The 20,420-nt window shown below is 62.5% G+C and carries 21 protein-coding genes; 9 read left to right on the plus strand and 12 right to left on the minus strand.

Annotated elements, in window-relative coordinates; genetic code table 11:
• Nucleotides 1-10 precede the first annotated feature (10 nt).
• The 4 genes from HK26_RS05030 to cysQ all read right to left on the minus strand — a co-directional run bounded on the left by HK26_RS05030 (nt 11) and on the right by cysQ (nt 3,945).
• Nucleotides 11-1,444: an FAD-binding oxidoreductase gene (locus HK26_RS05030; RefSeq protein ID WP_086638773.1), complete on the minus strand. Its 1,434-nt coding sequence runs from the start codon at nt 1,442-1,444 to the stop codon at nt 11-13.
• 60 nt (nt 1,445-1,504) lie between these two features.
• On the minus strand, nt 1,505-2,068 hold the full coding sequence (locus HK26_RS05035; RefSeq protein ID WP_086638774.1) for a hypothetical protein: 564 nt from the start codon (nt 2,066-2,068) through the stop codon (nt 1,505-1,507).
• Nucleotides 2,065-3,066: an L-threonylcarbamoyladenylate synthase gene (locus tag HK26_RS05040; RefSeq protein WP_086638775.1), complete on the minus strand. Its 1,002-nt coding sequence runs from the start codon at nt 3,064-3,066 to the stop codon at nt 2,065-2,067. Before HK26_RS05040 ends, HK26_RS05035 begins: the two co-directional genes overlap by 4 nt.
• A gap of 108 nt (nt 3,067-3,174) precedes the next feature.
• The gene (cysQ, locus tag HK26_RS05045) at nt 3,175-3,945 is read right to left on the minus strand and encodes a 3'(2'),5'-bisphosphate nucleotidase CysQ (protein ID WP_086638776.1); all 771 of its coding nucleotides are present in this window, start codon (nt 3,943-3,945) and stop codon (nt 3,175-3,177) included.
• A 159-nt stretch (nt 3,946-4,104) separates the two neighbouring features.
• On the opposite strand from cysQ, the gene HK26_RS05050 reads away from it, so the two are divergent.
• Complete coding sequence (locus HK26_RS05050; protein WP_086638777.1) at nt 4,105-5,577, plus strand: leucyl aminopeptidase; 1,473 nt, start codon at nt 4,105-4,107, stop codon at nt 5,575-5,577.
• Between the two features lie 72 nt (nt 5,578-5,649).
• On the opposite strand, the gene HK26_RS05055 is transcribed toward HK26_RS05050, so the two are convergent.
• On the minus strand, nt 5,650-6,096 hold the full coding sequence (locus HK26_RS05055) for a DNA polymerase III subunit chi (RefSeq protein WP_086638778.1): 447 nt from the start codon (nt 6,094-6,096) through the stop codon (nt 5,650-5,652).
• Between the two features lie 100 nt (nt 6,097-6,196).
• On the opposite strand from HK26_RS05055, the gene HK26_RS05060 reads away from it, so the two are divergent.
• A complete protein-coding gene (locus tag HK26_RS05060) occupies nt 6,197-7,051 on the plus strand; it encodes an aldo/keto reductase (RefSeq protein WP_086638822.1) in 855 nt (284 codons plus the stop codon).
• A gap of 120 nt (nt 7,052-7,171) precedes the next feature.
• Here HK26_RS05060 and HK26_RS05065 read toward each other — a convergent pair whose 3' ends face one another.
• The 7 genes from HK26_RS05065 to HK26_RS05095 form a co-directional block, all read right to left on the minus strand.
• On the minus strand, nt 7,172-8,284 hold the full coding sequence (locus HK26_RS05065) for a S1C family serine protease (protein ID WP_086638823.1): 1,113 nt from the start codon (nt 8,282-8,284) through the stop codon (nt 7,172-7,174).
• Between the two features lie 186 nt (nt 8,285-8,470).
• A complete protein-coding gene (gene hrpB / locus HK26_RS05070; RefSeq protein ID WP_086638824.1) occupies nt 8,471-11,053 on the minus strand; it encodes an ATP-dependent helicase HrpB in 2,583 nt (860 codons plus the stop codon).
• A gap of 93 nt (nt 11,054-11,146) precedes the next feature.
• Nucleotides 11,147-12,169, minus strand: coding sequence for a hypothetical protein (locus HK26_RS13425; RefSeq protein ID WP_257640862.1), 1,023 nt, complete (start codon nt 12,167-12,169; stop codon nt 11,147-11,149).
• A gap of 18 nt (nt 12,170-12,187) precedes the next feature.
• Nucleotides 12,188-13,156 (minus strand): Hsp33 family molecular chaperone HslO, encoded by a 969-nt coding sequence (gene hslO / locus HK26_RS05080; protein WP_086638780.1) that lies wholly within the window; start codon nt 13,154-13,156, stop codon nt 12,188-12,190.
• A gap of 34 nt (nt 13,157-13,190) precedes the next feature.
• Entirely contained in the window at nt 13,191-13,508 is a 318-nt protein-coding gene (locus HK26_RS05085) for a hypothetical protein (protein WP_086638781.1), read from the minus strand.
• Nucleotides 13,509-13,512: 4 nt separating this feature from the next.
• Nucleotides 13,513-14,511: an ornithine carbamoyltransferase gene (gene argF, locus HK26_RS05090; protein WP_086638782.1), complete on the minus strand. Its 999-nt coding sequence runs from the start codon at nt 14,509-14,511 to the stop codon at nt 13,513-13,515.
• Nucleotides 14,508-15,722 carry an aspartate aminotransferase family protein gene (locus HK26_RS05095; RefSeq protein WP_025827045.1) on the minus strand — a complete coding sequence of 405 codons (1,215 nt, stop codon included), beginning with the start codon at nt 15,720-15,722 and terminating at the stop codon, nt 14,508-14,510. The genes argF and HK26_RS05095 overlap by 4 nt, the downstream gene beginning before the upstream one ends.
• Nucleotides 15,723-15,954: 232 nt before the next feature.
• On the opposite strand from HK26_RS05095, the gene HK26_RS05100 reads away from it, so the two are divergent.
• The 7 genes from HK26_RS05100 to HK26_RS05130 all read left to right on the plus strand — a co-directional run bounded on the left by HK26_RS05100 (nt 15,955) and on the right by HK26_RS05130 (nt 20,343).
• A complete protein-coding gene (locus HK26_RS05100) occupies nt 15,955-16,623 on the plus strand; it encodes a regulatory protein RecX (protein ID WP_374188219.1) in 669 nt (222 codons plus the stop codon).
• A complete protein-coding gene (locus HK26_RS05105) occupies nt 16,593-17,090 on the plus strand; it encodes a CHAP domain-containing protein (protein WP_257640863.1) in 498 nt (165 codons plus the stop codon). The genes HK26_RS05100 and HK26_RS05105 overlap by 31 nt, the downstream gene beginning before the upstream one ends.
• Before the next feature lie 129 nt (nt 17,091-17,219).
• Nucleotides 17,220-17,471 carry a twin-arginine translocase TatA/TatE family subunit gene (locus HK26_RS05110; RefSeq protein WP_086638784.1) on the plus strand — a complete coding sequence of 84 codons (252 nt, stop codon included), beginning with the start codon at nt 17,220-17,222 and terminating at the stop codon, nt 17,469-17,471.
• Nucleotides 17,472-17,498: 27 nt separating this feature from the next.
• Complete coding sequence (locus HK26_RS05115; protein WP_086638785.1) at nt 17,499-18,122, plus strand: methylthioribulose 1-phosphate dehydratase; 624 nt, start codon at nt 17,499-17,501, stop codon at nt 18,120-18,122.
• Complete coding sequence (locus tag HK26_RS05120; protein WP_086638786.1) at nt 18,119-18,664, plus strand: 1,2-dihydroxy-3-keto-5-methylthiopentene dioxygenase; 546 nt, start codon at nt 18,119-18,121, stop codon at nt 18,662-18,664. The genes HK26_RS05115 and HK26_RS05120 overlap by 4 nt, the downstream gene beginning before the upstream one ends.
• A gap of 13 nt (nt 18,665-18,677) precedes the next feature.
• Nucleotides 18,678-19,391 (plus strand): acireductone synthase, encoded by a 714-nt coding sequence (gene mtnC, locus HK26_RS05125; protein ID WP_086638787.1) that lies wholly within the window; start codon nt 18,678-18,680, stop codon nt 19,389-19,391.
• A 7-nt stretch (nt 19,392-19,398) separates the two neighbouring features.
• Nucleotides 19,399-20,343, plus strand: a complete 945-nt coding sequence (locus tag HK26_RS05130) for a bifunctional riboflavin kinase/FAD synthetase (RefSeq protein ID WP_086638788.1) — start codon at nt 19,399-19,401, stop codon at nt 20,341-20,343.
• The last annotated feature ends 77 nt before the right edge of the window (nt 20,344-20,420 follow it).

Consider the following 20,420-nt stretch of genomic DNA (forward strand, 5'->3'; position numbering starts at 1 on the left):
CATGGTGTGCTCAGGCTGGGGGAAGCACCTTGCCGGGGTTCATGAGGTTCTGCGGGTCAATGGCAGCTTTAATCTGGCGCATGGTTTGCAGCTCGGCCCCACCCCGCCAGGACGGCATCATGTAGGTTTTGAGCTGCCCCACGCCATGCTCGGCCGAAAAAGACCCACCCAGTTTGCGCACAATGGCTGCTACTGTATCCATCATGGCATGGTCCTGCGCCAAAAACGCGGCTGGGTCGGCTCCTTCGGGCTGCACAAGATTGAAGTGAATATTGCCATCACCAATATGGCCAAAGGGTGCCACCCGAATACCCGGAATCAGCGCCTCGCAAGCCTTGGTGGCATCTGCAATAAACTCCGGTATGGCTGCCAGTGGGACAGAAACATCGTTTTTGACCGATGCCCCGGCACGTTTCTGGGCTTCGGCGTGTTCCTCACGGATCATCCACAGGCTCTGGCGCTGGCTTTCACTCTCAGCCAGTACGGCGTCTGTTACCAAGCCCTCTTCCAGTGCGCTGCCCAGAATATCTTCCATAAGGCTGCGCAGGCTGTCATCTGCGCGGGGGCTGGCCAGTTCCACCAGAACATAGGCGGGAGCAGGGGCTTCCAGCGGCAGGCTGGCACCCTCGATCAGGTTGTTCACCAACGCCATGGACGTGCCGGACATGAACTCGAACGCATGAATGGCGGATGGGTCCTGCTTGCGGAACGCCGCAAACAGATTGAGCGCGCCCTGTGGGTTTTCTACCGCGCATAACGCAGTCTCGCGCGAGCGGGGAGCAGGCTGGAGCTGGATAACGGCCTGCGTAATCAGGCCCAGCGTCCCCTCCGAGCCGACCAGCAGCTGGCGCAGGGCATAGCCTGTATTGTCCTTGCGCAGCTTGCGCATCAGATCAAGTACACTGCCGTCGGGCAGAACCGCTTCCAGCCCAAGGGCCAGCTCACGCGCATTGCCGTAGCGCACGGTATTGTTGCCGCCTGCGTTGGTGGCCAGAATGCCGCCAATGTCGGCCGAACCTTCGGACGAGATGGACAGCGGGAGCAAAAGCCCCTGTGCACTTGCCGCATCCTGAGCGGCTTTAAGAGTGACCCCGGCATCCACGGTCATGGTCAGGTCAGCATGATCAATGCTGTGGATCTGGTTCATGCGGGTGGTGGAAATAACAACTGCAAGCCCGCTTGAATCCGGGGTGGCCCCCCCAACCATGCTGGTGTTACCCCCCTGCGGCACCATGGGCACATTATGCGCATGGCACAGGGCAACGGCTTGTGCACATTCTGCTGTGTTGGCCGGACGCAGGACAGCAGCGCATTTACCGTGGTAGAGGGCGCGCCAGTCCACGCAGAACGCTTCCGTATCCGCCGGATTGGTCAGTACGCCAGATGGGCCAAGAAGCTGCACCAGCGCATCATGTAGGGGCGGGGGAAGGGGCGTTTGTGTCATGGCTCTGGTTTTCCCTGCAAAAGCACAAAAGACAAGGGGGAGGGCAGTCTGTTCTACCCTTTAGTAAAGGTAGTGGGTGTTATCGGCCAGAGTGTGGGGGGGGATGGGCGTTGGCCACAGGGCATGAACAGCCTGCGAGCCCGCAACCCCCACCAGCAGGCCGACAAGCAGGCTAATGGCAATGGTGAGCGGTTTTTTCTGGCTCTTGCTGGCCTGAAGCGTTGCCAGATGGGTCTGGAGTTCGGCGCGTGACTTCTGGGTCAGGTAGAGTTCGGATTTAAGTGTTTCATTCTGCGAGTGGGCAACCCGCAGGTTGCGGTCCAGCCGGGTGATGCTGTCGGCCATTTCGCGCAGTTGTACGCGGTACTGGTCCGGCATGTCCGTTGTTTTGGACCTGCTGGCCGAAGCCCGCGTGCCTGTCTGGCGGGTTGTGGTGCGGGCCTTGGAGGGATTGACCGCAATGGTCTGGAACAGGTTTTTAAGCGCGCCGCCTGTTGTGCTGTTTTTGCGCGCCCGGTTGCGCAGGGCCTGCAGGGCCGTATCTGACTGGCCGGGATGGTCTTCAAGCACCAGAGCCAGAATGTCTGACAGGATCTTGAGTTCCTTGGGGTCAATCTCGCTCATGGTGCAGCGTCTTCCACGCCGTCTTGCGGGCGGGGGGCGGCGGCACGGTTCAGGCGGTCCTGTATGGCGCGGCCCAGACCATGCTGGGGTATGGGGCTGACGGCAATCCGCTCCAGCCCAAGAGCCCGGGCCTGATGGTCCAGTGTGCGCAGGCCGGTAAACAGTCTGGCCGCAGCCTCTTCCAGATTGCCATTTTCACTCAGGTTCCACACCAGCGGTGCCTCGGTGGGGCGGGGGGCGCCAAATGCCAGCAGGGCCTCGTCCGCCTGTGCGTGCAGGGCATTCAGCCGCACCGGCAGATGGGGGGCGTAATGCGAGATCAGGCGACCGGGCGAATGGGGGAGCACGTCACTGTTGGTCTGCGGCAGGCGGATATGGGGGCAGATGGCCTGCAACTCCTCCAGCGTCACACCACCCGGCCTGAGCAGGCAGGGGGCCTGCGGGTCGGTCAGGTCCACCACAGTGCTTTCCACCCCGACCATGCAGGGGCCGCTGTCCAGCACCGCGTCTATGCGGCCTTCCAGCTCTTCCAGCACATGGGCGGCATCTACCGGGCTTATGCGGCCCGAGCGGTTGGCCGAGGGCGCGGCTATGGGGCGGTCCACCTGCTCCAGCAATGCACGGGCCGCAGCATTGGCGGGCACGCGTACCGCAAGGCTGGAAAGACCATCTGCCGCCAGATCGCTGATGCAGCATGCCGGGGCGCGGGGAAGGATGAGTGTGAGTGGCCCCGGCCAGAATGCCTGCGCCAGCCTGTGGGCCATGGCATTGGGCACAACCTGCGTAAAAGCGGCCTGAGCATGGGCAAAGTGGCTGATAAGCGGGTTGAAGCGCGGCCGGTTTTTGGCCTCAAAAATACGGGCAACGGCCTGCGGCTGGCTTGCATCTGCCCCAAGGCCGTAAACGGTTTCCGTGCCAAACGCCACAAGGCCCCCAGCACGGAGAATGCTGGCGGCTGTGGCAATGCCGCTTGGAGTGGCATCCAGACGTCTGGTCATGGTCTTCTCATGGCAACAGGGTGCAATCCGTAGGCCGATCGGTGGGGCAGGCAATGTTTTGGCAACAGGCAAACCCTGCGTAAAGGGGCTACGGGTGGACTGCGCTGGTCATAGTGTTCCGGTACAGACAAATGGCGGATTTTTCCAGCCCGTTTTGCCATAAACGAGGGGCGACCCGTCCAGCAGTGTAATGTGCCCGCCCGCAGCCTCCACAATGGCCTGCGGGGCGGCGGTATCCCACTCCATCGTCGGGCCGAGGCGGGGGTACAGGTCGACCAACCCCTCTGCCACGCGGGCAAATTTTACGGCTGAACCGATGTTGCCCAGATGCGCGATTTTTTTGCCGTTCAGGTATTCGGCCAGACGTGTGTCATCCGCATGATGGCGGGAGGCCAGAACACTCAGCCCCTCCTGCGGGGCCGTGCGGACATGAATGGCCTGCACGCCGTTTTTGTCCTCGCGGTAGGCGCCAAGGCCCACGCCGCCGGTGTAAAGCTGGTGGTAGGCAGGCAGGGCCATAGCTCCCAGTGCTGCGCGGCCATTGCGTACAAGGCCGATATTAACGGTAAAGTCGTCCCGTCCTGCGGCAAACTCACGCGTGCCGTCCAGCGGGTCGACCAGCCAGTACGCCGGGGTTGCGTAGGCTTGCAGGCCCGCAGCCACTTCCTCTTCCGCAATAACGGGTATGTCGGGTGTGGCCGCGCGCAGGCCCCGCAGAATATGCGCTTCCGCTGCGTGGTCCGCCTCCGTTACGGGGGAGGAGTCGGTTTTGGTCACGGTCTCAAACCCCCGCGCGCGAATGGTGCGGATGATTTCGGCGGCTTCGTTGGCCAGTCTGGCGGCAAGGGCCAGCAGGTCCGTATCTGCAAAGGTGCTCATGCACCTAGCATACGCCAGCTTGGGGCCGCCGTCATGCCCTGTGGTGCGGTGTTGGTGTTTATCATGCAATCGGGTTGTGCTGGGGGTGTGGCTATTGCCAAGACGGGGTGGGGGACTTAGGCAGAAAAGATGTGGTTTTCAGGGAGATCGGTCAGAACCATGCTACAGATTTCATTTTCCACCCACACACAGCCTACGGCTGGCGCGCTGGCTATTCTGGTGCCCGAAGGAGACGCGCAGTCTGCGGCTTTTCAGGCGTTTGACGCGGCAACACATGGTGCACTTGGCCGTGCCGCCAAGGCCGAGGGGTTTAAGGGCAAGGATGGCACAAGCTGTGTCGTGCTCGCCCCATCGGATAGTTTTGAGCGCATTGTACTTGTCGGGATCGGCAAGGCGGACGACGTGGATGCATGGGCGGCCGAAAAGGCAGGCGGGCTTGCCGCGTCCCTGCTGGCGCGCGCACCCAAGGCTGCGCTGGCCGTAGGTGCACTGTCCGGCGTGCTGGCAGCGCATGTGGCGCTGGGGGCCGTGCTGGGGGCTTATCATTTTGGCCTGTACCAGACCGAGGACAAGGACGATAAAAAGCGTGCTCTGGCCGAACTGAGCGTGCTGAGCGCACACAGCGCCGAGGCACAGGAGGTCTGGCCCTCTCTGCTGGCCGTTGCGCGCGGTGTTGTGCTGACGCGCGACCTGGTAAGCGAGCCAGCCAATGTGCTGACCCCGGTTGAATTTGCCGAGCGGGCGACAACCCTGCGTGCCCATGGGGTAGAGGTGGAGGTGCTGGACCGCGCCGCCATGACTGCGCTGGGCTTTGGTGCGCTGCTGGGTGTGGCACAGGGAAGCGCCAACGAGCCGCGCACGGTTGTCATGCGCTGGAACGGCGGCAAGGAAGGGGACGCCCCGATCGCCTTTATTGGCAAGGGCGTCACCTTTGATTCGGGTGGTATCTCCATCAAGCCTGCCGCGGGCATGGAAGACATGAAGTGGGACATGGCCGGGGCCGCAACGGTAACCGGGCTTATGGCGTCACTTGCATTGCGCAAGGCTGCGGTGAATGCTGTGGGTGTGGTGGGTCTGGTGGAGAACATGGTCTCCGGCACGGCCCAGCGTCCGGGGGATGTGGTGCGCAGTGCCTCTGGCCAGACCATTGAGGTGCTGAACACGGATGCCGAAGGCCGTCTGGTTCTGGCCGATGTGCTCTGGTATGCGCGTGACCGTTTTGCCCCCCGGCTTATGGTCGACCTGGCAACCCTGACGGGGGCCATTATTGTGGGTCTTGGCCACGAATATGCGGGTCTGTTCTCCAATGATGATGCGCTGGCCGTGGGGCTGGCCGATGCCGGGGCGTTTACAGGGGAAAAACTGTGGCGCATGCCCTTGGGCAAGGAATATGACGCCCTGCTGAAGTCCGATATCGCAGATATGCAGAACATCAGCGGTGGTCGTGCTGGCGGTTCCATTACTGCGGCACAGTTCCTCAAGCGGTTTGTGGGTGAAACCGCATGGGCGCATCTGGACATTGCCGGGGTTGCATGGGCCTCCAAGGCCAAGAACGGTCAGCCCAAAGGGGCTACCGGCTTTGGTGTGCGCCTGCTTGACCGGTTTGTGCGTAACGGGTTTGAGCAGGGCTGACGCCCGGCCAGACCTTTGCCTGCCCGAACAATCGGGCAGGCATTTTTTTTATCCTGCTTGCTATTGCCGGGGCTAGCGGGCGCGCTTCCAGCCCCTGTCCTCCTGCCGCCAGTAGGCCAGGTCGTGCCCGGCTTTGTGTGCCTGTGCCCAGCGCTCCCGCGCAGCGGCTACGGCGGTCTCATCATGCCCGTCAAACAGGTCGAATATCCGCTCAAAACGGGTGGGGTCCGTGCACTGCCTGTTCTGTGTCAGAAAAAGAAAGCGGGCCTCGTTGGGGCAATCCTCCCCGGTGCTGAGCCAGACAGGTTGCAGGTCGGGGCAGGCTATGCCCGCACTGCCATGGGGGAGCCATCTGGGCGTTGCAACCTGCCAGAGTGTTTTGTCCAGCTCTTCCAGCAAGGGTTTGTCGGCACACCAGACCACGGCCTTTTGCCCACTGTCCAGCGTGCGGGTCAGCAACTGTGGCAGGGCTTCGCTCAGGCTGGTGCGGGTCAGGTGGTAAAAGCCGATCTGGGTCATATATCAACCATAACAGTTTTGCCCTGAGGTGGAACAAAGCAGGGAGCAGGCCTGTTTTATGCTGTCTGATGGTGCAAGGACACAAGGAGTTAAAATGGTCATGACCAGAACCATATCTCTGCCAGATGGAACATGCCTGCCAGCACTGGGCGTGGGCACATGGAATATGGGCGATTCCACAGTCCGTAGGGAGGAGGAGATAGCAAGTCTGCGCTACGCCGTAGAGCAGGGTGTGCAGGTGGTGGACACGGCGGAAATGTACGGCAATGGCCGCTCGGAACATCTGGTGGGGGAGGCCATAGCCCCCCTGCGCAAACAGGTTTTTCTGGTCAGCAAGGTTCTGCCCAGCAATGCATCGGCCAAGGGTGTTGCGCAGAGTTGCCGCCAGTCACTCCGGCAACTGGGAACAGACAGGCTGGACCTGTACCTGCTGCATTGGCGTGGCAACGTACCGCTGAGCGAGACGGTGGAGGCCTTCCGCACCCTCCAGCAGGAGGGGCTGATCCGCTACTGGGGAGTCTCCAACTTTGATACCGATGACATGCATGACCTTGAGCGCTGCACCCACTCCGGAGAGTGCGTGGCCAATCAGATACTCTACAGTCTGGAGCATCGGGGCGTGGAGTATGACCTGCTCCCCGCAGACAGGCAGCGCCGGGTTGTCAGCATGGCTTATTCTCCCATTGGTCAGGGTGGTGCGCTGCTCCACAACCCGGTGCTGGGGCGGGTGGCGGCGCGGCATACGACATCACTGGGGGTGGCAACGCCTGCACAGGTGGCGCTGGCCTGGGTGTTGCGCCAGCCCAATATGCTGGCCATTCCCAAGGCGGGAACGGTTGCGCATATGCGGCTCAATCTGGCCGCGCAGGAGCTTGTGCTGAGTGCGCAGGATTTGGCGGAACTGGACGGCGCTTTTGCGCCCCCCCGGCGCAAGGAGCCACTGGCCATGATTTGACCAGCCGCACGGGCACCATGCCTGAGGGCCAGTGTATTCTGCCATTTGCGGCTGGCTGCCTGTTATGGTTCAAGCCGCGTTTTTAAGAGCCAGATTTCACACCCGCAGGTTGGGTGGACCTTAATGGAAGCCCCCATCCTCGGACAGGGGGCGCAGGCCCACGCGTATGCTCAGTGTCTGGGGGTGGGTGTTGCGCAGGATGGCCAGAGTGGCCTCACTCCCCGGTTTGGCCGCAGCTATGGAGCGGATCATGGCACGGGCGGTATCCACATGCTCCCCGTTCAGCATGGTAATAATGTCCCCCTTGCGCAGCCCCCCACGGGCTGCGGGACTGTCACGGTCCACCTCGGTCACTTTTGCGCCGTTATGGAGTGTGATGTCGTCCAGCGTTGCGCCCAGCCAGCCCCGGTCTATGTGCCCGGTCTGGCGCAGGGTCTGCACAATGGGGATGACAATTTCGGACGGAATGGAAAACCCCAGCCCAACGGACCCTCCGGTGGGGGAGACAATGGCGGTGTTAAGGGCCACAACCTGCCCGGCAAGGTTAAAGGTCGGGCCGCCGGAATTGCCGGGGTTTATAGGCGCATCAAGTTGTAGAAAATCATCAAACGGGCTCGCGCCAATATCGCGCCCACGGGCGGATACAATGCCAGCCGTTACGGATGAGCCCAGACCAAACGGGTTACCTGCCGCCATGATCCAGTCGCCCACCTGCACCTGTCTGCTATCCCCCCATTCCACATAGGGCAGGGGCTGGGGGCTGATGATCTTGATAACCGCAATATCGGTCAGCGGGTCCATGCCCACCAGTGTTGCGGTAAACTCCTTCCCGCTGGCAAGGGATACGGTAATGGTGTCCGCGTCTTCCACGACATGACCATTGGTTACAATAACGCCGCCGGGGTCGATTAAAAAACCCGACCCGGCCTCCAGCAGTTCATCCCCATGGTGGCGCATGCGCTCGCGGTAGCGCCGTTCCAGCGGTGTGCCTTTGACCGAGGATGGCAGCCTGTGGTGGCTGTCGGCGGCAGAATCATCGCGCGTTACGGCAATATTGACCACGGCGGGAACAACCTTGCGCACAAGTGGGGCAAAGCTGACTGGACCGGTAGTTACAAGGGGCGCTGCCGGGGTGGAGGGTGTATCGGCCCATGCAGCGTTTGCGCCGTGGAGCGGCGCACAGCACAGGTAGGCCAGTGCCATGGAGGGCAGGCCTTGTAGCAATCTGTTCATCAAATGTGGTGCCATGGAGCCAAGCATATAAACTTTAGGCCATGTTTGGCGGGCTTGTGCAACCTTGTGCTGTGCCGGGGTGTGTTCTGGCGTGGGTAAAACCCTGTGGGAGGTCGCGCAACATGGGCAGGGCCACTGGGCAGGCAAGAGCCCGCCCGTGGTGTGGGGGGAGTACGGCTGGCCCGCCTAGCCCGGGCGCGGGCGTGGCTTGGCGGGGGCAAGGGCGGGGTTTTCCGGCCAGTCATGGCGGGGGTAGCGGCCGCGCATGTCCCGCCGCATGTCTGCCCAGCCCCCCTGCCAGAACCCGCCCAAATCTGCCGTAATGGCCTGTGGCCGCCCGGCGGGGGACAGGAGCGCCAGCCGTAGCGGCACCTGCCCACCCGCCAGTAACGGCGTGCGCTCCGTGCCATAAAACACCTGCGCGCGGGCAGAGGCTACGGGCACGGGTTGTGTATAATCCACCTCCGCGCGGCCACCGGGGAAGGGGAGATGGGTCGGCAGTTGGCTCTCCAGCCACTGGCATTGGGCGTAGGTCAGCAGGTTGCGTAAAAGGGCATGGCAGTCCAGAGCCTTGAGGGTGGCAACAGAGGTGCAGCCTGCCATGTAGGGGGCCAGCCACTCGTCCACACGCGCAGCCAGCGCGGGGGAGGAAAAATCGGGCCATGCCTGTGTCTCTTCCACTGCGCCGGTATGGGGTGCGGTGGGGGCGGATATGCTGCGGGCCAGTGCAACGCGGGCCTGCAACTGCTTTACGGCGTCTGTCCAGTTCAGGGCGGTTTCCATCGCATCGCGCGCATGGAGCAAAAGGAGGGATGCCGCTTCCTCTGGTTTGACCTTTTCGGTCCGGTCCTTGAGCACAAGGCAGCCAATGCGTGTGCGCCTGCGTGCAAGAATATTGCCCGATACAGGGTCTAGCGTGGTTTCCACCTGCTCATGTGTGCGTGCCAGCAGGGTGGGGGGCAGGTCGTTCAGGTCCAGCGGGGCAGCCAGCCGGATTTCGGCTGCTGTGCGCAGGTGCAGCCCGGCTACGGCCAGCAGGCGGTGGGGGGCGAGTGTGTCATCTCGTTTCAGGCGTGCGTTGCTGCCGTTAGCCAGCCGGTAACTGCCCGGCTCGCCCCGGCACAGGGCAATACGGTCGGGAAAGCCAGCCGCCAGCAGGGCCGCAGCATTCCCCTGTGCACGCAGGTGCTGGGGAACATTCAGCCGGGCACGAAAGCGCTTGGCAGCCAGTCTTATGCGGCTGAGTGCGGCCCGGTCTGCATCGGGGTGGTCCTCTCCCGCGATCAGGTCCAGCCTTAGCCCGATATCGGCAGGGGGCGTTACAGGGGGGCGGCCCTGTGCGCTGTGGCGTGGCCGCAGGGGGTCGCGCTCTTCCAGCAGGGCGGCCATGTCTGCGGCCAGTGCGGCTTCCTCCGCTGTGCGCGCGGCCAGTAACATGGCGGCAAGGCGCGGGTGTGTGCCAAGCTGGGCCATCTGTTTGCCAAGCGGGGTAATGTCTCCCGCGCCGTCAAGCGCTCCAAGGTGTTCGAGCAGTTCCCGCGCTGCGGCCAGTGCGCTGCCGGGGGGCTGGTCTGGCAGGGGCAGGGGGTCGGTGCTCCCCACAGTGTCGGCCCACAGGGCTGTAGCCAGAACGTAATCCGCCAGATCAGCCTCTAAAATTTCGGGGCGGTCATGCTGGGGCATGGCGCGTTGCGTGTTCGCACTCCACAGGCAGTAGGCCGTTCCCGGAGCCTCGCGCCCGGCACGGCCTGCGCGCTGGCGTGCTGCTGCCTTGGAAATGCGTAGCGTATCCAACCGCGAAAGCCCGGCTCCGGCATCAAACCGGGGGGCGCGGCGGTACCCGCAGTCCACGACCACACGTACCCCCGGTACGGTGAGCGATGTTTCCGCAATGGAGGTGGCCAGAATAACCCGCCGCTCGCCAGCGTCTGCCGGGCGGAGCACGCGGGCCTGTTCTGCCGGGTGCAACTCGCCATGCAAAGGCAGGACCGTGGCCGCTATCCCGTCCAGCAACTGGGCGGTGCGCCTGATTTCACCCGTGCCGGGTAAAAAGGCCAGAATGTCGCCCTGTGTTTCTGCCAGTGCGAGCCGAATACCCGTAGCGGTAGCTGGCGCAATGTCACGCAGGGTGGGGATGTCTTTTTTGGCGTGGTGCACCTCCAGCGCAAACATGCGGCCCTCGCTGGTCAGGACGGGTGCGTTCATCAGGCTGGCCAGCCGCTCGGTCTCGGCTGTGGCAGACATGGCGACAAGCCGCAGGTCCGGCCGCAGGGTGCGTTGTAGGTCCAGACAGAAGGCAAGAGCCAGATCGGCCTCAAGCGAGCGCTCGTGAACCTCGTCCAGAATAACGCAGGCCACGTCCTCCAGCATGGGGTCTCCCAGCAGGCGGCGCAGGAACAGCCCTTCTGTCAGCACCTCTATGCGTGTCCGGGCCGATACGGCGCTGTCTATACGTGTGCGGTAGCCTGCAAACCCGCCAACCTCCTCCCCCATAAGGGCTGCAATGCGCTGCGCGGCAGCCCGGGCAGCCAGCCTGCGGGGTTCGAGCATAATAATCCGCCCGCTCTCCCCCCGCCACGCGCAGGCTGCAAGAACGGGAGGGATGGAGGTGGTTTTGCCTGCCCCCGGCGGGGCGACAACTATGGCGCTGGCCGGGCGCTGGGGCGTTGGGTCCGCGGCCAGAAGAGCGCGCAGTTGTGGCAGAATGTCTTTGACCGGCAGGCCATCGGCAATCTGGTCAGGGTCGGTGGGATTGGGCAGGGGCGTCATACCGCCTTTTATGGCGCTGCGGTGGGCACGCTGCAATGCCTGAGCCCGCCTCACATGCCCAGTGTCTGGGCCGGAGGCGGGGTAAAACGGGAGTTAGTGCGCTGTTTTTGTGCTGGAGGGGAGGGTGAGAAAACCAGCTTTGGGGGAGAGGGTCTTCTTGGCTGGTGCCTGCGTGGCACCATCGTCCATTCCGGCGGGGAAGATGGCACTGGGTTCACTGTCTTGCGCAGTGGGTGCGGCGGTCGGTGCGTTGGTGCTGGACGCTTCCGTGCTGGCAGGGTCCACAGTGGTTGCGGCTGTTGTTCCTGCGCTGCTGGCAGCAGTGGTGCCGGAGGGGGCGCTCAGGCCGCTTGCATCCGATGTTGTGGCCGCGGCTGGCTGGGCATCGGGCGTGCCAGTCAGGGACTGGGTCTGGATGGCGTTGTTCATGGGGGTGCCACCAGCATCCACCAGCCATTTGTTCAGGGAATGACGGACCTGATACTCGAACTCGACATTGATGGTCTGCATCATGTCTTTTGTAATTTCGTACAGATTGGCCGGGCTTTCCACATCCTGCGACGGGTCAGGGTGTAGGGTCTGGGTTGCCTGGGCTGATGCCGTGGCCACGCGTTTGCCCTCGGGGTTGAGCAGGTCCAGATGAATGTCCATCTGTCCGTCCAGCGTGCCGCCGGGCTGGTGGAGGATAAACGCCCGGTCAATAACAAAATGGGCTGTGGTTGCTGCTGCGGTGTTCCCTACCGCGACCAGCCTGTCCGATGCCATCTGCCGCAGGGTGTGGTCTGGCGGGGAGGGGGATTTGTAGCCAATATCGCCCGGTTCGGGGTTGGTTACGGAATTGTCCACAATATCCAGCGTTGCGACATTGAGGTGGATTTTGCCCAGATAGTCATAGTTCAGCGGGGCAAACTGGGTTGGCTGTGGCTGCCCCGCGCACCCTGCAAGGGCTACGGGCAGAACAAGGGCCGTGACCAGATGGGAGAGACGCATACGGGGGAACAGCATCATGGCACAACCTCTTTGCAGCCGACTTGTAACGATCCAGCACAGCGCCCTGTGCAGGGGGTATTTTATGGCCCCGCCAATCTGCTCCGGAGCAGGTGGGGCGTCAACCATGTGGCAGGCAGGAGCGCCTCAGCCCATGGCCGAGGCAATATCCTTGCGCGGGAAATGAAAGTCCTTGTTACAGAACTCGCATGTCATGACGATTGTGTCATTGTTCACGCACATGTGGTCCAGATCATCCTCGGGGAAGCGTTGGAGCACGTCCACCAGCCGTGCGCGTGAGCAGCGGCAGCCAAAGGCCAGTGCGCGGGACTGGCTGACATGGAGGTCTTCCTCGTGGAACAGGCGGTGCAGCAACTGGGGGGCTGGCAGGTTGTCATCGAGCAGTTCGGCTACGGTGAGCGTGGTGGCCAGAATGGTTGCGGTTTCCCATGTGCTGTCATCATGTGCTGCGCCGTCGGGGGTGCTCAGTTCTGTATCAGCCAGTCCGCCTGCCCCGGCAATGCGTTCAAGCACCAGCGCTCCGGAGCGCCAGCCCGCATCGGTCAGGGTACAGGCCAGCATAATCCAGCAGGCATGCTGCTCGCTGGTGGCAAAGTAATGTGTGGCCATGGCGGACAGGTCATCGCCTGCAATTTCCACAATGCCCTGATGGCGCTCCATGTCCGCCCCTTGATCAACGGTCAGGGCAAGGTAGCCATTCCCCAGCAGTTCGCGGTCGGTGGGGGCGGGGTTGCTGGCCAGCAGGCTGTCCAGTGCTGCATCGTCCTTGCGGGCATAAAAGCGCAGAGCACCATCATGCGTGCAGTCTGCCACCAGCATGGAAACGGGGCCGTCCCCCTTGATTTGCAGGGAGAAGGAGCCCTGAAATTTAAGGGCTGAGGCCAAAGCCGCAACAAGGGCGAGCGCCTTGCCTGCAAGGGCTGTGACCTGTGCCGGGTTGTCATGGCGGGTGAGCATGGCGTCCGCCAGTATGCCTGTGCGGATCAGCCGCCCGCGCACGGGACGCCCTGCCAGATAGAAGGGCGTTACACCGCCCGGAACCACCAGACCGGGCACATCGGGGCGGTCACGGTCGAGAAAAGCCGGTTTTTCCATAAAAACGTTCTATCCTGCCAAAAACAAAATCAGGTCAGACCTGAGCGGAAATATCCAGCTCAAGCTTTTCAAGCTGCTGCTCAAGGGTGCGCGCTGCGGCGGGGGCAAGGCCCAGAGTGTCTGTCAGGGCGCGGAGCAGGCCCTTACGGCAGGCATCGTGCTCCATGTCCAGATCTTCCGCACGACCACACCCGGCCAGACAGTCCAGATAAGAGGCGCGCAGCGGTGCCAGCTTCTCGCGCTCAATGGGGAGTGTCGCCAGAATATCATCCAGTGCGGGTTCCACCCAGCCGGGAACCGACGGGGTTTCTTCCGTAGTGGTGGGGGTGGCGCCTTTTTGCACGTTTGTCATTGGCTTATTCCTTGCCAAAGGAGGTCCAGTTCGTCCCTCCCATTGTCCATGCCAGAATACCCTTTTGGGCGTGCAGGCGGTTTTCGGCTTCGTCAAACACAACGGAATGGGGGCCTTCAAACACATCCTGCGTGACTTCCTCCCCAATATGGGCAGGCAGGCAGTGCATGAACAGGGCATCGGGGGCGGCAAGGGCCATAAGCCCTGCATCCACACGGTAAGGCTCAAGCCGTGCCATGCGCGATGCAGCCTCCTCGTGTGAGTCGGACATGCTGACCCATGTGTCGGTAACAATGCAGTCTGCTTTTTCTACGGCTGCGCGGGGGTCTTCCATCCACTCCACATTGCCGCCTTCCTGCTTTGCCCAGTCGAGCACGTCCTGCGGGGGTTTCATTTTTGCAGGTGTTGCCGCCCGGAGGGTAAAGCCAAAGCGCACTGCCCCTTCAATGAGCGAGACCAGCACGTTGTTGCCGTCCCCCGTCCATGCAAAGGTGCGGCCACGCACGGGGCCGCGGTGCTCCTCAAAGGTCATGATATCGGCCAGAATCTGCACGGGGTGGGAGTGCGGGGTCAGGCCGTTGATAACCGGGCTTGTGCTCCAGCGTGCGAGTTCATGCAGGTTTGTGGTGTTGCCTGTGCGCAGCACAATAGCGTCCACAAAGCGTGAGAGCACACGTGCCGTATCGGCCAGAGTTTCCCCCCGTCCGATCTGCATGTCCTGCGGGCTGAGCACCACGGCATCGCCCCCAAGCTGGCGCATGCCCACTTCAAAGGAGACGCGTGTGCGCGTGGAGGGCTTGGACAGAATAAGCCCAAGCTGCCGCCCGGCCAGAGGCTGGCGTGGGTGTAGCGGAAAGCGGCGGTTCTGCTGCATCCGCTTCATGCTGCTGGCAACGTCCAGAATCTGCCGCAGGGTTGCCCCGTCCAGGTCCCGGAGGTCAAGAAAATGGCGAAGACCCGTCTGCACCGGTGTTATGGATGAGGTGGAAAGGGCAGCACTCATGGGGTTGTCTCCAGCACGGGCTTGTTTTTGTTATCAGGTGTGCCGCGCAGGGCTGTTACCGCCTGCACCAGCATGGCCACGGCCTTGCGGCAGTCTTCCTCCGTTACGGTCAGGGGCGGGACAAGGCGCAACACGTTGTCCCCCGCTGTAACGCACAGGAGTCCGGCCTGCTGGGCTGCGGCCTGCACATCCCCCACGGCAGGGACGCAGCGCAGGCCAATAAGCAGGCCAAGGCCACGGCGCTGCGCAAAAATATCCGGTGCATCGGCTACAAGGCTGTCAAGCAGTGTGTCCAGTAATGCGGCACGGGTGCATATCTGGTCCATAAAGCCCGGAGCCAGCAGCACGTCCAGCACGGCATTGGCGGCAGCACAGGCCAGCGGGTTCCCGCCAAAGGTGGTGCCATGCGTGCCTGCGGTCATGGCCTGGGCCACGGTCTCGGTCGCCAGAATGGCCCCGATGGGGAACCCCCCGCCCAGCCCTTTGGCCGTGCTCATGACATCGGGGGTAATACCTGCCCACTGGTGGGCAAACAGGCGACCGGTACGGCCAACACCACTCTGCACCTCGTCAAGGGCGAGCAGTACGCCGGTCTGGTCGCACAGGGCGCGCAGGGCGCGCAGGTAGTCCACGCTGGCGCATTTAATGCCGCTTTCGCCCTGCACGGGTTCAAGCATAACGGCTGCGGTACGCGGGGTTATGGCGGCCTTTACGGCCTCAATGTCATTAAAAGGCACATGCACGAAGTCGCCTACCGGCGTGCCAAAGCCTTCCAGATATTTCGGGTTGCCCGTGGCGGAGAGCATGGCCAGCGTACGGCCATGGAACGCACCGTCCATGCAGATGATTTCGGTCCGTTCCGGGTGGCCTGCCAGCATTTGCGCGCGGCGGGCCATTTTGACCATGCCTTCGTTGGCTTCCGCGCCGGAATTGCAGAAGAACACGCTATCGGCAAAGCTGTTGGCCACGAGCCGCTCGGCCAGTTTTTCCGCCTGCGGAATGCGGAACAGGTTTGAGACATGCATGACCCGCCCGGCCTGCTGGCTTATGGTTTCCACCAGATGGGGGTGGGCATGGCCAACGGAGCAGGTGGCAATGCCTGCTGCAAAATCCAGGAATCGTCGCCCGTCCGATGCGTACAGCCAAGAGCCTTCGCCCCGCTCAAAGGCGAGGTCGGCACGCTTATAGGTCGGCATCAGGGGAGGAATCATGGAATCTGGTCTTTACGTTGGTGGTTATCAAACCTGAATGAGGGAGTCTGGAGCAGCGCAAAACAAAAAACGCCCGCTACCGTAAAAGGGTGGAGCGGGCGGCCCGTTGCGCATCTGGGTATAATGCCGCGTTCATGTTGTGGGTGTCAAACTTCTGCATTGAACAATTTGCATACCTCATATGCGGTTCTGAACTTTAAAGTGTGGGGGCGTAGTGGTGTGGAGGGGCAACATGGGCATAGTATCCGTTCCCATGGACAAGACCGTGCCCCTTTCCTTTACCTGCCCGCCGCCGCAGCGTTCCACTCTGCGGGAGGCGGCTTTGGCGCATCTGGCCCGTTTTGGCACGACCCGGCAGGGGCTTGAGCAGGTTCTGCTGCGCCGGGTAGCCCGCTGGGCACAAAAGGCCCAGCGCGCAGGCGACTGTGCGGAGGCCGTGGCCGAACATGCGGCGGAACTGCGCCCTGTTGTTACAGGTATTGTGGATGACATGGTGCGCCTTGGCGCGGTGGATGACGCGGTATTCGCCCGCTCACGCGTACGCAGGCTTGTGCGCTCGGGGCGCTCGGGGCGTGCTGTGGATGCGCATCTGGCAGCAAAAGGTGTGGCCTCCACCGTGCGGGATGAGGCGCTGGAGACAGCGGTAGGCACGCTCGGCCCCGCAGAGCGGGAGGTCTGTGCGGCTCTGGTGCTGGCGCGCAAACGCAGGCTCGGCCCTTTTTGCCCTGCCGACATGATGGATATGGATCATGAGGGCGAGGCCACAGCCATGGCCGCGCGGCACCGGGCGCTGGGGGTTCTTGCGCGTGCAGGCTTTGCGCGTGACGTAGCCCAACGTGTGCTGGACATGCAGGCTGAGGAAGCGGAGGCGTGGATGGATCGTTTGAGGGCCGAGTCGTGAAAGGCGGGCGCTTCTGCCTTGTCCTTCCGTTGCTGCTGTCGGCCTGCGCGGGTTCGGGTAGCGGGCATGGTAGCTGGCATGGGGCCGTGCAGTGCGCGCCCTACGCCCGTGCGCATTCGGCCATCAACCTGCGGGGGGATGCCGCAACATGGTGGTGGCAGGCGCGTGGGCAGTATGCGCGTGCGGCCAGCCCAAGGGAGGGGGATGTGCTTGTCTTCCGCTCTTCACACCGTTTGCCTTCTGGGCATGTCTCTGTTGTCCGGGAAGTGCGTAGCAGCCGTCTGGTGCTGGTAGACCATGCCAACTGGGAGCCGGGGGAGGTTACGCGCCACGCCCCGGTGCAGGATGTCTCCCCCAGTAATGACTGGACGCGGGTGCGGGTGTGGTGGTCGCCCGTCCATGCGTTTGGCAAGACGGTTTATTCGACCTACGGGTTTATAGAGCCCTACGCGCCGGGAAATAGCTGAAAAGGCGGTTTGGGCGCGGCTGAAAAGGAAAGACTTGCATCCCGGCGTGTTCGCCCTCATGTAAAACAGCAAATTCAGGTCATGCAGACTGGCCGCATCACGCGCGCCGCAAGGTTAAGGAAGAGTGGAATGGGCAGCTTGAGCATCTGGCACTGGCTTATTGTTCTGGTGGTCGTGCTGGTGTTGTTTGGTGGCGGCGGCAAGATCAGCACCATCATGGGGGATATGGCCAAAGGCATAAAATCCTTCAAAAAACATATGGCTGATGACGAGCCAATGGATGATGCCCCCCCGCGTGCGGGCTCTGCCCACATTGCTCCTCCTCCGGCCTCCACCGCCGAGCGGACCACCGCTCCGGCGGACAAGCCGGTCCAGCACTGACCACCGCCGGGGAAGGCCATTACCATCATGACGGATAACGCCACCACGGATCTTGTCCGCGGCGCGCAGGATATTGTCCATGCCGGACAGCGGATGGACGCGCGCGGCTGGGTGCCCGCCACGGCTGGCAACATCAGTTGCCGGTTGCCAGACGGGCGCATCGCCATTACCCGCTCGGGCTGCCACAAGGGGTTCTTGACCGAGGCGGATGTTATTACCGTGGATCTGGCAGGCCAGCCCCACCAACCGCAAAACAAACCGAGTGCAGAAACTCTGCTGCACTGTCAGGTTTACCGTCTGCTGCCCAATGTGGGGGCCGTACTGCATGGCCATTCCGTGGCGTCCACCGTTCTGTCCATGACCGAACCTTCGCCTGCACTCATGTTGCAGGATTACGAAGTCCAGAAGGTGTTTGAGGGCCAGACCACGCATGACGCCAGCGTGCGTGTGCCGCTTTTTGCCAATGATCAGGATATTGCCCGTCTGGCGCGTGAGGTTGAGCCGCATTTTGCGGACATGCCCGCAGGCTACATTATTCGTGGCCATGGTGTGTACGTGTGGGGCAAGAACATGGCCGCAGCCCTTGCCCGGCTGGAAGGGCTGGAGTTCCTGCTGGCCTGTGTTCTGGAGAGAAGGAAGCTGGGCATATGAGCAGCCTGAGTGTGTTTGAGGACACCCGCCCCGGGACCCCCCTGTTACAGACGCATGATGCCGCCGAAATTGCGGAGGCGCTTGCCCCCTTTGGCATCCGCTTTGAGCGGTGGGACGATGTGCAGCCCCCACCCAAAGAGGCGGACGAGGCGACGGTTCTGGCAACCTACCGCCCATGGCTGGACAAGCTGATGGGGGAGACCGGGGCAGGTTCGGCCGATGTGCTGCGCGTTAATGCCCAGACCCCCAACAAGGAGGCCCTGCGCAGCAAGTTCCTGTCCGAACATACGCATAGTGAGGACGAGGTGCGGTTTTTTGTGCATGGGGGTGGTCACTTCATCATGCACATCAATGACCGGGTGTATGATGTGGAATGCACACAGGGTGACCTGATTTCCGTGCCCGAAGGGTATAAGCACTGGTTTGATGCAGGCCCCACGCCCGATATGGTGACGCTGCGCATATTCACCCACAAGGAAGGTTGGGTGGCGCAGTACACGGGGGCGGACATTGCCCGCCAGTTCCCCTCCTTTTCCAGCTAGGCGAAGAACAACCATGACGCAGAACCCGGGTTCACCCACGCCACGCGTGGTGCTGCTGGATATTGAGGGCACAACGCTGCCAGTCGCCTTTGTGCACAAGGTGCTCTTCCCCTATGCGCGCGCGCATCTGCCTGCATTGCTGGTGCAGCAGCATGATAATCCGGTGGTTGTGCAGGCTCTGGCGGAAACGGCGCAACTGGCCCCCGGCGTGCCAGCAGCCGAACAGCTGGAGCGCTGGATGGACACGGACGCCAAGGTTGCGCCGCTCAAAAGCCTGCAGGGGCTGTGCTGGGAGCAGGGCTACCGTCAGGGTGAACTGGTGGCGGATTTATATGCCGATGTGGTGCCCACCCTGCAGGCATGGAAAGCCGCCGGGCTTACTCTGGCTGTCTATTCCTCTGGCTCGGAAGCAGCGCAGAAGCTGATTTATGGTTATACCGAGCAGGGGGATGTCACGCCCCTGTTCAGCGCGTTTTTTGACCTGAAGGTCGGCGGAAAAAGAGAGAGCGCGAGCTACCGGGCTATTGTGCAGCAGGCAGGCTGGGTTGCAGCGGATGTGCTGTTCCTGTCCGATGTTGTTGCCGAGCTGGAGGCAGCGGAGCAGGCTGGCTTGCAGGTCTGCCAGATCGCCCGGCCGGAGGATGGTACGGTCTGTGGTGTCCGCCACCGGGTTGCGGCCTCTCTGCCGCAGGCTGCCCGCCTGTTTGGCCTGCCCGAAGGAGCGTAATGGGGCAATGACGATCAGCCTGCACACCAACTGGCGGGATATTCCCGCAGCGGCCCACGGCTGCGCTGCCGCACTGGGCAATTTTGATGGTGTGCATCTGGGGCATGCGCATCTGCTGCGGTCTGTGTTTGCCGCCCGCCCGGACCTGCCGCCTGCTGTTGTCACTTTTGAGCCGCACCCGCGTGAGCTTTTCCGTCCGCAGGACCCGCCATTCAGGCTGACCCTGTGCACCGAGCGGCTGGAGGCCCTGCGTGCGCTAGGTGTGCGCCATGTGTTCCAGATCGGGTTTGACAGGGCTTTTTCCGAGCTGACTGCCGAACAGTTTGTGGATGATGTTCTCCATAACGCCCTGCACCTGCGCCATGTTGGCTGTGGTCCGGACTTTGCCTTTGGGCACCGGCGTGGTGGGCATGTCGGGTTTTTGGCCGAGCGTACCCACCAGCTTGGCATGGGGTTTACCGCCGTGCAGGCGCTGGCTGATGAGGGCGGGCCTTTTTCCTCCTCCCGTATCCGCCGGCTACTCCAGGATGGCTACCCGAGCGAGGCTGCGGGTGAACTGGGGCGGCCATGGTGCATCCGTGGCGTTGTGCAGCACGGGGACAAGCGCGGCAGGCTGCTTGGCTTCCCCACCGCCAATATACCACTTGGCCGTCACCTTGAGCCCGCACGCGGTGTGTATGCGGTGACAATCCGCCTGCCAGATGGGCGCAGCCATATCGGTGTTGCCAACATAGGCCGCCGCCCTACCATAAATGATGGGCAGCAAAGCAGGCTGGAGGCGCATCTGTTTGACTTTGAAGGGGACCTGTACGGCCAGGAACTCTCGGTCTGCCTGCACACCCTGCTGCGTGAGGAAAAGCGGTTTGACGGGCTGGATGCGTTAAAAAACCAGATTACGCTGGATGCCGCACTGGCGCGTCAGGCGCTGGGCGCAGCCCCTTCGTCCCACTGATCAGGAGAGCGCAGGCAGGGCGGGGTTGAACCCTGCTGCCCGGTTTGGCGCTTGACCCTGAGCTTTTCCTTTTTGAT

The organism is Acetobacter okinawensis, from assembly GCF_002153655.1.
Classification (GTDB): domain Bacteria; phylum Pseudomonadota; class Alphaproteobacteria; order Acetobacterales; family Acetobacteraceae; genus Acetobacter; species Acetobacter okinawensis_A.